The following is an 11,081-nucleotide window of genomic DNA, read 5'->3' as shown; positions in this document are numbered from 1 at the left end:
CCAGAGCTTCCGCCGCATCGCGGTACGGTACGAGCGCCACGTCGAAAACTTCCTCGGCTTCGTCCACCTCGGATGCATCGTCGTGTACCTCAGGAGACTCCTGGACGATTTATGAGATGACTTCTAGTAGGGCGGCACCGCAGCCGGGTTGATGGGAGGCGCAACGGGCGCCGGTCGGGGCGCCTGTGGCTCCTGGACGAAGGGCTTACGCGCTGGGCCTGCGAAGTAAAGCATCTCGGACTTTGCCGTGTACTTGTGCGACTTTGCGCAGATCGCATTGAGCTGATACCAGCACTCACCCCCGTACATGTCGACGATCTGCTGCCAGCTTCGCAGCTCGGATCCCTTCCACGCCGTCGGGCAGACTTCCCGCGTCTTGTCCGGAAGGATGCGGACGATCTGGATGAGGTCGAATCTTCGCGGATCGGGTCCTACCTCGGTTTCCGGCCGAGGGAATAGGGGATGACCGCCGAGCTCGATCGGCTCGTCCGAAGGCGCGCTGGATTCGGGTTGGATCATGGCGTGGACCTCCTTTTCCCGCGGGGCTTTCGCGCCGGGCCCGCGAAGTAGAGCCTCTCGGACTTGGCCGTATATCGAAAGGTCTTGCCGCATAACGCGATGAGCTGATACCCGCACTCACCGCCGTACAGGTCGATGATTTGCTGCCAGCTCCGCAGCTCCGAGCCTTTCGGGCAGGGTCGATGGCCAACATCCGGCTCGACGGCAGACGACTGCCCGTCGAGCCCAGGAGGCTCTGGGTGGTTCATGGTGCTGTGGCGATAATGGGCAAGTCGCTCATGCATTGCAACAATAAAGATGTTCGGCGAACCACCCCGAAGCGGGAAGCAGGGCCGAGACAATAGTTCGAGGACAAAGTGTGTTGTTCGAGCGGAGGCGCGTTTGCCGAGAAAGTGTCGAGGATTTCGCCTGCCACGAAGACCGCTGACGGGGTGCTTCCGAGACCCTGTCAGCGAGCGAATCGCGGCCGTCCAGCGGCCGCTCGAGCGCGCCAACCAGCATCGAACCACGCATGTACGGTTTTTATTGGCGGAACAAGCCCATGATCCTTACAGGAGCGCGACCGGAGGCGAGCGCGTCGACGAGGTGAGCTGCCCCGGAAACGATGCTGTCGAAGGTTTGCCCGGTCAGCGGAGTGGATGTTCGTCTTGCGGTACCGGCGTCTCGGGGGAAGCCTGAACGCAGCCGATCCGGACGCACGGCGAGGTTGTACGACGTCGTAGGGTCTGCCTCGGCACGAAGCGCGCGGCTTGCGGTGTGCGGAGCAGCCGAGGATTCGCGCTGTTCAATGTTTCGGCCTCGAAACCCCGAGGGGTGGCCAGGGTCGAACGTTCGACGGGGACAGCGAGCGCGCGCCCGACAGTGTCCGGGATTGTCTTTACCGCGAGTGTCGGGGGATTGCTGTAGGGGGACGTGCGGGGCGGAATCGGGACACAATCGAGTCGCCTTGCGCGCGCTCGGAAAGCCGAGATTTTCCGAGCGTTCGCCGAGAATGGTCCGACGACCCGCCGTGGCCTCCTCTCGGAAGGGCCGGGAGTCCTGCCTCGAAAGTGCCGGGGAGCCGCCTCGAACTCGATCGAGGAGAGCGAGCTCCTGTCCGAGGTGGTCGAGGTGAACGTCGACGGGGCGGTAGCAGTGAGAAGTTTCACAAAAGATCGGGCTCGGGCCCACCTCGAGCGCGGCGCGCGAAACAGGGTTTCCCGAGCGGGAGGAGCGGATTCTGGGGGGAGCACGAGACGCGGAGCTTGGTTTCAAGGGGTCGGATCCGGGGACTTCCGAGAAATCAGCCGAGGATTTGCTCGACGGTGGGCGGCGAGCGCGAGGGTTTGCGGCACTTGCGCGAGAGGGGCTCGGCGAGCATGCGAAATGTGGATCGATTTCTCGGCGGTCCTCGGATCGACATGCGGCGAAATAAGGGGGGCGTTCAGAATCTCCTTTCAAAACTCGGAAATTCGATCGTCGGCCGCAACGTGACGATTTTGTTGGCGAAATGGCTTGAAAGTCGGCGCGGACATCCCGTACATTCCGGGGACCGACGCCAGGGGAGGGGTCGCTCGCCGAGAGCTCGAGCCCCCTTGCGCGCGTCGAGGAGGGTATCGGCATGTCTGCAAAGCAGAAGGAGGCCGAGCGCGCGGGCGCGCCGTGGGTGTCGCTGGACCGGGCGGCGGCGCATCTCGGGCTGAACGCGGCGCAGCTCCGCAAGACGCTGGAGCGCCGCGCCACGCGCGCGGCCGATGGCGGGACCGAGGCGAGCGTCGACGGCGTGCGCGCGCGCAAGTTCGGGCGCCTGTGGCGCGTGAGGTTCTCGGAGGCGTGGGGGGCGCCGTGAGCGTCTCGATTGGAATGAGGGAAGGACGGAAAGGAGGTGGGCCGTGGCGTTGCGTAAGGTGATGCGGCGAGAGAAGCCGCGGGTGTTCATCGATATCCGGTTTCGGAAGAAGGACGGGACGCGCGGGCGGCTGCGCAAGGACGCCCAGGTCCAGACGCTCGTGGCGGCGCGCGCGGAGGAGAAGCGATACCAGCTCGCCATTGCGCAGCATGGCGAGCCTTACGTCGCGTCGGGCGATGCGGCGGCGCAGGTGTTGCGTTCGGGAAAGTCGTTCGCCGAGGTGGTCGACGAGTTCAAGGCGACGTTCATGATCACCGAGCTGAAGGTGACGTCGCGCAAGGGGTACGAGGGGGTGCTCGACGCGACGCTGGTTCCGAGGTTCGGCGGGCGTGGGGTCGACGAGGTGGACGGCGTCGCGGCCGGGGAGCTCGACCTCGAGCTGTCGAAGCGCGAGCTGTCGCAGTCGACGCGGAACAATACGCAGATCGTGCTCCGGTCGGTGCTGAAGTTCGCGAAGGCGCGCGGGTACATCGCGCGGGTGCCGGAGGGATTGCCGCGGCTCAAGCCGATCGGGCAGTGCATTCTGGAGATTCCGACCGACGAGGAGGTCGAGCGGATCCTCGCGGCGGCGAGCGCGTGGCAGCGGTTGGCGTTCGGGTTGATGGCGTATGCGGGGCTGCGGCCGAATGAGGTGCGGGGGTTACGGCGGCGGGATGTGCGGCTCCGGTGGGAGGGAGAGGCGGTCGCCGGCGGGTTCGTGAGCGTGCGGGAGGGGCGGTCGTTCGGGGAGACGCATACGCCGAAGACGGGGCAGCGGGAGGTGCCGGTGACGCCGGAGCTCGGGAGGTTGCTCGCGCCGGTGGAGGCGGGGGCGCGGGAGGAGCTCGTGGCGGTGACGGCGCGGGGGAAGCCGTGGGGGCAGTCCGGGTTGGTGCAAGCGTTCGAGAGGGTGAGGGATCGGGTGGGGCTGGAGGGGTGGTCGGTGTATTGCCTGCGGCATTATGCGATCACGTCGTGGTTAAGGGCTGGGGTGCCGGTGCACGTGGTGCAGCGGATGGCGGGGCATAAGAATTTGGCGACGACGCAGCGGTATGTGCATCATCTGAAGGAGGATTTGGAGGAGGCGGGGAGGAGGATGGCGAGGGGGAGAAAAAAGGAAGAGTGGTAGGTCAGCAGAACCCGTGCGCCTGGGCTTTCGGGTGCGCAGACTCGAACGTAAGAAAACCTAGGCAGGCAACGCGACAGCCGGCCGATGTTCGATGCGAATGGGCACAAGAGGGAGAACGGCGATGAAAACTTTCAAGTCACTCAGTGCTGGAGTGTTCGCTATCACGGCCTTATTCTCGCTTTCCGGGAACGCACAGGCCAGTCGTGCGTTTGAGAACTGGGTATTGGAAGGCGGCGGCTGCTATAGCCCGCAGTTGGGTGACAACAATTGCAACCTCTGCGAGTCACTCAATTGCATCAGCCCTCCGACGCGCGTGTGTGGCGGTGACTGTGGTTCGATCGGGGGGAGGAGAATCGTCTCCAAGTGGGTTGCGTACATTAACTAGGACGTCTCCACGCCACGAGCAGCGCGATGCGCTCGTGTCTGCCCGCTATTCATCGGACCGAACCTAATCGTCATCAGATACCGCAATTCCGATCCGTCCCCCGCACGTGATGTGGCGGAGTCCCGACCAGACAGCGGAATCACGTATCGTGAACCGACGGTCGCACCACGGGCAGGTGAGCCACCCGTTCGCAATATCGGCGCTCCGAACCTCCGGCGAATCGTTCTGGAAGTACCTGACAACCTGACCCGTAATGCCCCGCCCAGCACAGGCCGCACAAGCGTCAAGAACGTAGGCGGCTGCGGCTTCGCAACACTGGTGCCCGGTTCCCCGGCAAGAGGGGCAATCTTCAAGGATGAGGGGGTTGTGATCGGGATCAGACGACAGCACGGCGGCCCCCCGCCGGGGATAGCGAGCTTCGAGCAGGCGCTGGCGGATCTCTGCTTTTTTCTTCGAGGAAGGGTCGGTCATGGTTACCGCTTGGCTTGGCTAACGACGGACCCCTCTTCGCCGTCCAGGCCCAACTGGGGCTTGAGCGTTCCCCGAACCTCGGTGGATGCCGGCGCCATGGCGTCGAAAGCGACCTCACTGCTGCCGAATTCGACAACCATGGCCCACTTCAAGGCAGCTCGGGGAACGCCAAGACTGACGAGCGTTTCAACGCTCAGGTCCAGCCGTTGCCTGCGGGCTTCGTCGAGGGCGCGCTCGACGATCTCGGTGAAGTCGCTCTTACTGCCATCGTACGGGCAGTGGACCTGCGAGTGGAAGTGGCCGCTGAGGCACATGTAAAAGAACTTTTTCATCACCCTGTCTCGTCAGGCAAGGTCGTAGAAGGAATGCTCCGGTCTGCGACTGCTCATAAGGGCTCTAGCACGTCACGTAGCCGGTCGAGTTGCAGATCCCGCTTCGCGACCTCTCGCAACGATCGTGACACCACGCGGGATGAAATGAGGCGCTCGGATACGACCACAACGACGTTGACATACCCGGACGGTGCCAACCGCGCGTAAATCCCCGGCCTTCGCGGCGAAGCGTAGAATTCTGACTCGATCTGTACGAACCATACGTCGCCGTGCTCCCAGTATAAGTCCACCTTCAAACACGTGGACGCTTTGATGCCCAATCGATCAAGCAACGCCACCTCGTCAGACATAGGATTGACCGCCAAGTAGCGGCCAAGTCTGCCGAGCGTGCGTACTGAGTCGGGGTCGTCCTTTGCTCTAGCGGCGAAGTCCTTGACGCGCGTTTTCTTACTCATGAGCCCTCGCTAAGCAGTGTCGGCAGGCTCATGAAGACCGCGGCAGAGCGTCCACGGTCATCGTGGCGACTTCCATACGATCATGAGCCAGTCCCGTGCGAGCTCGGGCGATTGGTAGGGCAACTTTCCGGCTCTTTCGTCCTCCGACCACCGCCCCGGTACGACGAATACGAGATACAGCTTCTCCTCCGTGATTGATGCGATCTCGCTCCGCCGCTCCTTCATGACCGACTGCTTGCCACGCAAGAACACTTCAACGCGCTCGATGCTACGCCTACACACGGCACCGTCGGTCGTGGGTTCGCAGGGCTCATCGAAGCCATTGCAGGCGGACCCAGGCGGGCAGACGATCCACTGGTTCGGGGCATAGTCGTCTATGTAGATGTCGCGTAGGCGATTGTTCGCTTCCGATGGTTCGTCGAAGCGGCTTGCTCCCTGGATGCCCGTGAGGGCGAGGAATTGCCAGCCGAGCCTCGCTGCGTCAAATGTCTGCGACTTGAACGACGCATTCACGAAAAGGTCGTGTACGCCCGCTCGCAAGTGGAATACAAGGGTGAAGGGTGCTCGGGCGAGCTCGACGGTGTGCCCCTTTGCCACGACGGGTCGGCCATCTTGCTCGACTCGCCAAGCGAGGTTCTTGCCCGACGGAAGTATCGGCGCGGGAGCACGCGGCTCTGGGCTTACGCTTCGCGTATCGGCCGGCGGTGAGGAGTTCCCCGTAACGGAGGGCGCTGAAGCCGCGCCGGCCGGCTGGGCCGAGGACGCCTGTGGCGTTTCCTCGCGCTGGCAGTGCGTGCATAGCACCGCCAGCGCCGCGACTGTGGCGACTGCCTTCCCTTGCATCCAGCACATCATCGTGACGTTATCATGTAAAAGAACTTCTTCGTCACCGTGCCAGGCAAGGTGCGGTCCGCCCAGCGAGCCACTCCGCGGCGGTCGGGGCGCGGACGTGCACGGCGAACTGGGCGGAGCCTTCGTTGTTGCCGGGCTCGGTGTCGTTGATCCCAAGCACGAGTGGACCAGAAGCTCTCGAAACGAAGCGCGTGCAGGGCGCGACGCTATGCCCCGTCTTAGCGTCCGCGCTTCCGACCATCGCCAGCCCGCTTCCGTGCGGAGCCGATCGGAAGGGCTCGTTATCGAAATTGTAGCCGCGCGCTACGCCGTTCGGATAGCCTCGCGGGTCAATCCAGGCGCCGTTCCATGAGCCGATCCTGTACCGACCCGTGGCCGAGATGTCGACGATTTCGCCAGCGCGGATCGGCCGAAAGTTGGCGGGCACGGTCCCGCTGCGGACGTTCATCGGCGCCGTGGTGGTCTCGGGGGGCGTTGTCAAGGCCGAGACTACGAGCTCGAGGCGCTGCAAGCCGCCGCGAGGGTCGCCGAGCGAGAGCAGAGGGTTCGAGCGAGCGGCTGTGACGAGCTGCCCGCGGTCGAGGCGCACGGTGCCGATGACCTCGGGTTGGCTCCCATCCCGATCGAGAACGGTCAGGAGGAGGCCATCCAGCGGGATTGCGTCCAAGGGGACGACGAACTCGCTATGAAATACGTGGTAGAAGCTGTCGCGCGCCGTGTATGTCTGGTAATTCGCCGTGACGCCTGCGCCTAGCGCGACGATGAGGTCCGGCGCCGTTGGGTCTCGCTCTTGCTGGCGCGGGCGGTTGCCGATGCGGCAGAGGTATTCGGCTCCCTTGCCAGCAATGGGGTTGACGAGGATGGTGCCAGCCAGGCCGAGAAGCCCGCACTCCGCACCGTCGGTCGGTTGCGGGATGGGACCATCCCAGGGGGACATCGTGCCGGGGCGGGTGGGGGCGACGTTGACGGCATCGACGCGAAGGACGAGCCAGGAGGGGTCGGCGCTGCGGGTTGGCAGGGCGGAACCGGAGGGGCGACAGGCTGCGGCGCCGAGGATGGCGAGGAGAACCGCGGGAGTGTGAGAGCAAGGGGGCGCCGGGGCAATGGCCTCGACGAACGGTTGGCACGGAAAGAGGCTCAGTGATGCCTCTCCGCCTCCTCGGGCGAAGGGTTCGGCAGAATCTTGAACACCCCCGACTGATCCGGATCATCCACGCGCGCCGTACGGGTCTCCAGCAGGAGATGCAGGTACCCCTCGGCTGCGCCGGGCGGGGTGACCTCGAACCCGAGCGGCGTCCAGTGGTCGATGTCGCGCTGGGAGGCGTACGGGAGGATGGCGACGGTGCAGCCTTGCGCCAGCGTGTCGCAGAGCCGGCGCACGAGGGCGAGGTCGATGTTGCGGCCCTGGTACGCGGGGTCGATGACGAGCTCGCTGATGTAGAGGGCGTCGTTGCCGCCGCCCTCCAGGTATTCGTCCTTGGGCCAGTCGTTCTCGAAGAAGATGTCGTGGAGCGCCTCGAGCTCGCCGCTGTCGGCGTCGAGCACGTCGAGGAGGGGGACGTTGAGGTCGAGGGCGCTGCTGATGTGGATGCGGGCGACGCGCGCGTGGCCGATGCGAGCGGGGTTGGGGGCGTCGTCGTCGGGGAAGATGTCGATGGAGAACCACGTGACGAGGCCGGAGGAGGCGTTGGGCTCGCTGAGGGGGATGTCGGCGGAGACGTGTATGCGCATGGGGTCCTCCGTGATATCGCTCGGAGACTTGCACGGGTTTGTCCGCGGGGTCAAGGGGCCATGTCGCAGTGCATTCTGGAGATCCTCCCTTCAGGAGATCACTCTGGATCCGGCCGGATTCGGAGTCAGAAGGCGTAGCAGGTGCCGGAGATGAGGATGCGCCCGGCGTCGTGGCGGACGGAATCCACCGTGTCGATAGCCCAGGTTCCGACGACGGTCGCGGGGTCGGCCACGGGTGGAAGCAGGGCGGTGAAGACCTCCTCCTCCAAGTACTCTCCCAGCACCAGCCGAAGCAGATCCGGACTACCGAACAGGGCTTCCAACGGCGGATAACCGGCCTGGCCCAACTCGTCCGTGGTGCCCGTGAGCCGGTCGTCTTCCTCTCCCTCGCGAATCCACTGCGCGTACCGCTCGCGTACCCTATCCAGCAGCGCGGCGGCGTCTGCGGAGAGGACGAAGCGCGCGGCACGGCGGCCTTCGCGGGCGCTGCTCAGGCTCATAAACGGGCGCCACAGGCGGTCCAGCGGCGCGGGATGGCCGTCGATGGTCAGAAGGGCGTCGGTCATCCTGCCAATCTGCATCCTTTCCTCGCGCGGGACAAACGGTGCGAGCCCGGGGTGACGCCGTGGCCGTCTCCCGCGTCTCATCCACCGATCCCGAGAGGCAGCCTTGCGCCAGCGTGTCGCAGAGCCGGCGCACGAGGGCGAGGTCGATCTTGCGGCCCTCGTACGCGGGTCGATGACGAGCTCGCTGATGTGGAGGGCGTCGTTGCCGCCGCCCTCCAGGTATTCGTCCTTGGGCCAGTCGTTCTCGAAGAAGACGTCGTGGAGCGCCTCGAGCTCGCCGCTGTCGGCGTCGAGCACGTCGAGGAGGGGGACGTTGAGGTCGAGGGCGCTGCTGATGTGGATGCGGCCGACGCGCGCGTGGCCGATGTGGGCGGGGTTGGGGGGCGTCGTCGTCGGGGAAGATGTCGATGGAGAACCACGTGACGAGGCCGGAGGAGGCGTTCGGCTCGCTGAGGGTGATGTCGGCGGAGACGTGCATGCGCATGGGGATCTCCCGGGGGATCGGCGTGGCGAGGCTTGCACGGGTTTGTCGGCGGGGTCAGGGTGCCAGAAGCTACGTCCAGTTACCCGGGCCACGCCCGGACATATAGCCTGTGCCGCGCCCTCCACCCCCACGCGATAGCGGCCACTGCCTCATCGTGCCGCTAAGGCGGACATGCCAGGTGCCCCCCACCTTCCACACTGCGCTCACGTCCTCAAGTGGAGCGTGAACCGGCATGTCGGTACTTTTTCCGTCGATTTGGAATGTGACACTTAGCCTCACGACGTTATTCGAGACGTCGAGTTCCTGGAACGTGCCCGTCTTCGCTTCCTCCGTGATCGACCAAGGCTCGCTCGCTTCGTTTCGTACCATTAGCTGGACGAAGACTTTGGTGTCCCGATCGATTTGTGACAACAAGATTGCGGCCTTGCGTGTTTGGGGTAAGCTGTACATGACGACATGCTCGGGAGTTAGATACGTGCAATGGCGTGCCGCAGTCCCGTAGCGGAAAGCGCCAAGCCCCATCCCCCATAGACGCGCCTACAGGTTGTCCAGGGAAAGGGTCGATGTTGATGGCGACTAGCGCCTTCGTGGTGTCCTCCGGATAAATTAAGATGGCCGGATCGACCATTGGGCGGGGAGCCAGCAAGTCTCGTGCAGCATCCTCGTAGCTTCTCGCGATCGTCTTGGCTGTGGCGATCGAGAACAAGCGCCTTACATAGCTGTCGGCTTTCTCGGGGACGCCGACCAGAATGACGCCCCCGTACGCATTTGCGAAGGCAGCCATATCCTTTGCCATCTCACGGGCATCACCGGAGTGTTCTGCTTTAAAAGTCGAGTTCATAGCTTTCGCCCGCCTGATATGGGGGCGTTGGGGGCAACTCTGTCCAGCTTGCAATTCGCTTGTACAGTGACATGGCAAATTCCGTCCCGACGCTACCTCCGTCGTGTCGCGCCGAGTCGGGCAAGGCTCTCCTCGAGATCGGTCAGTGCGTCGACGGCACTGTCAGCGTCACCCGCGAACTCGATCCTCGCGCCACACGACGGGCAAGTCGTCGTCATACCCTTCCGAGCATGGCTCAGGGCGATCTCCAACTTCGTTCCGCACTTGGGGCACGGGGGTTCGAGCTTCAGCTCATTGTGAGGGCCTCCCTTCACCTGGACTCCTCGGTACCCGGCCTCACGGAGGATGTCAATTGGGGTCCGGAGTCAGGCCTTCTCCGCCTCCTTGAGCCCCGTGTTCGGCAGGACCTTTGAAGGTCGTTCGGCGAGGTGGTCGACGAGTTCAAGTCGACGTTCATGATCACCGAGCTGAAGGTGACGTCGCGCAAGGGGTACGAGGGGGTGCTCGACGCGACGCTGGTTCCGAGGTTCGGCGGGCGTGGGATCGACGAGGTGGACGGCGTCGCGGCCGGGGAGCTCGACCTCGAGCTGTCGAAGCGGGAGCTGTCGCAGTCGACGCGGAACAATACGCAGATCGTGCTCCGGTCAGTGCTGCGATTCGCAAAGGTGCGCGGGTACATCCCGCGGGTGCCGGAGGGGTTGCCGCGGCTCAAGCCGATCGGGCAGTGCATTCTGGAGATTCCGACCGACGAGGAGGTCGATCGGATCCTCGCGGCGGCGAGCGCGTCGCAGCGATTGGCGTTCGGGTTGATGGCGTATGCAGGGCTGCGGCCGAATGAGGTGCGGGGGTTACGGCGGCGGGATGTGCGGCTGCGGTGGGAGGGAGAGGCGGTCGCCGGCGGGTTCGTGAGCGTGCGGGAGGGGCGGTCGTTCGGGGAGACGCATACGCCGAAGACGGGGCAGCGGGAGGTGCCGGTGACGCCGGAGCTCGGGAGGTTGCTCGCGCCGGTGGAGGCGGGGGCGCGGGAGGAGCTCGTGGCGGTGACGGCGCGGGGGAGGCCGTGGGGGCAGTCGGGGTTGGTGCAGGCGTTCGAGAGGGTGAGGGATCGAGTGGGGCTGGAGGGGTGGTCAGTGTATTGCCTGCGGCATTATGCGATCACGTCGTGGTTACGGGCTGGGGTGCCGGTGCACGTGGTGCAGAGGATGGCGGGGCATAAGAATTTGGCGACGACGCAGCGGTATGTGCATCATCTGAAGGAGGATTTGGAGGAGGCGGGGAGGAGGATGGCCGGGAGAAGGAGTGGATCCGGATGAGAAGCGGGCCTAGCAGCCCGTGGATCTACGCCACCCCAATCGCGATCCCAACATCCCGCCCATGGCCCGGCGGCATCCCGTCCCACGCAGCCCGGGAAAATCGTGCCAATTGCCTCGGCATGCGCCGTACCAGAGC

The 11,081-nt window shown here is 64.7% G+C and carries 10 protein-coding genes; 3 read left to right on the top strand and 7 right to left on the bottom strand.

All coding sequences use genetic code 11. From position 1 onward, the window contains the following. Nucleotides 1-123: 123 nt before the first annotated feature. Complete coding sequence (locus QHF84_RS49700; protein WP_281320710.1) at nucleotides 124-519, bottom strand: hypothetical protein; 396 nt, start codon at nucleotides 517-519, stop codon at nucleotides 124-126. Nucleotides 520-2,119: 1,600 nt separating this feature from the next. Between QHF84_RS49700 and QHF84_RS49695 the strand changes: the two genes are divergently transcribed. Together QHF84_RS49695 and QHF84_RS49690 are read left to right on the top strand one after the other, a co-directional pair. Beyond that, nucleotides 2,120-2,347: a hypothetical protein gene (locus QHF84_RS49695; protein ID WP_281320709.1), complete on the top strand. Its 228-nt coding sequence runs from the start codon at nucleotides 2,120-2,122 to the stop codon at nucleotides 2,345-2,347. Nucleotides 2,348-2,390: 43 nt separating this feature from the next. Next, on the top strand, nucleotides 2,391-3,515 hold the full coding sequence (locus QHF84_RS49690) for a site-specific integrase (RefSeq protein ID WP_281320708.1): 1,125 nt from the start codon (nucleotides 2,391-2,393) through the stop codon (nucleotides 3,513-3,515). Between the two features lie 858 nt (nucleotides 3,516-4,373). On the opposite strand, the gene QHF84_RS49685 is transcribed toward QHF84_RS49690, so the two are convergent. The 6 genes from QHF84_RS49685 to QHF84_RS49660 form a co-directional block, all read right to left on the bottom strand. Further along, the gene (locus QHF84_RS49685; RefSeq protein ID WP_281320707.1) at nucleotides 4,374-4,703 is read right to left on the bottom strand and encodes a hypothetical protein; all 330 of its coding nucleotides are present in this window, start codon (nucleotides 4,701-4,703) and stop codon (nucleotides 4,374-4,376) included. Between the two features lie 53 nt (nucleotides 4,704-4,756). Then, nucleotides 4,757-5,158, bottom strand: coding sequence for a hypothetical protein (locus QHF84_RS49680; RefSeq protein ID WP_281320706.1), 402 nt, complete (start codon nucleotides 5,156-5,158; stop codon nucleotides 4,757-4,759). A gap of 57 nt (nucleotides 5,159-5,215) precedes the next feature. Next, a complete protein-coding gene (locus tag QHF84_RS49675; RefSeq protein ID WP_281320705.1) occupies nucleotides 5,216-5,755 on the bottom strand; it encodes a hypothetical protein in 540 nt (179 codons plus the stop codon). A 289-nt stretch (nucleotides 5,756-6,044) separates the two neighbouring features. Next, nucleotides 6,045-6,947 carry a hypothetical protein gene (locus QHF84_RS49670; RefSeq protein ID WP_281320704.1) on the bottom strand — a complete coding sequence of 301 codons (903 nt, stop codon included), beginning with the start codon at nucleotides 6,945-6,947 and terminating at the stop codon, nucleotides 6,045-6,047. A gap of 200 nt (nucleotides 6,948-7,147) precedes the next feature. Continuing rightward, nucleotides 7,148-7,741, bottom strand: coding sequence for a hypothetical protein (locus QHF84_RS49665; protein WP_281320703.1), 594 nt, complete (start codon nucleotides 7,739-7,741; stop codon nucleotides 7,148-7,150). Between the two features lie 125 nt (nucleotides 7,742-7,866). After that, nucleotides 7,867-8,604, bottom strand: a complete 738-nt coding sequence (locus tag QHF84_RS49660) for a hypothetical protein (protein ID WP_281320702.1) — start codon at nucleotides 8,602-8,604, stop codon at nucleotides 7,867-7,869. Nucleotides 8,605-10,060: 1,456 nt separating this feature from the next. Between QHF84_RS49660 and QHF84_RS49655 the strand changes: the two genes are divergently transcribed. Next, on the top strand, nucleotides 10,061-10,945 hold the full coding sequence (locus QHF84_RS49655) for a site-specific integrase (RefSeq protein WP_281320701.1): 885 nt from the start codon (nucleotides 10,061-10,063) through the stop codon (nucleotides 10,943-10,945). The last annotated feature ends 136 nt before the right edge of the window (nucleotides 10,946-11,081 follow it).

The organism is Polyangium sp. y55x31, assembly GCF_029946505.1.
Classification (GTDB): domain Bacteria; phylum Myxococcota_A; class Polyangia; order Polyangiales; family Polyangiaceae; genus Polyangium.
This window is presented reverse-complemented; position numbering and strand designations above follow the sequence as displayed.

What these genes read in the sequence shown, in the direction of transcription:
- QHF84_RS49700 (WP_281320710.1), bottom strand. Translation starts at nt 519, where the DNA reads ATGATCCAACCCGAATCCAGCGCGCCTTCGGACGAGCCGATCGAGCTC.
- QHF84_RS49695 (WP_281320709.1), top strand. Translation starts at nt 2,120, where the DNA reads ATGTCTGCAAAGCAGAAGGAGGCCGAGCGCGCGGGCGCGCCGTGGGTG.
- QHF84_RS49685 (WP_281320707.1), bottom strand. Translation starts at nt 4,703, where the DNA reads ATGAAAAAGTTCTTTTACATGTGCCTCAGCGGCCACTTCCACTCGCAG.
- QHF84_RS49680 (WP_281320706.1), bottom strand. Translation starts at nt 5,158, where the DNA reads ATGAGTAAGAAAACGCGCGTCAAGGACTTCGCCGCTAGAGCAAAGGAC.
- QHF84_RS49670 (WP_281320704.1), bottom strand. Translation starts at nt 6,947, where the DNA reads ATGTCCCCCTGGGATGGTCCCATCCCGCAACCGACCGACGGTGCGGAG.
- QHF84_RS49665 (WP_281320703.1), bottom strand. Translation starts at nt 7,741, where the DNA reads ATGCGCATACACGTCTCCGCCGACATCCCCCTCAGCGAGCCCAACGCC.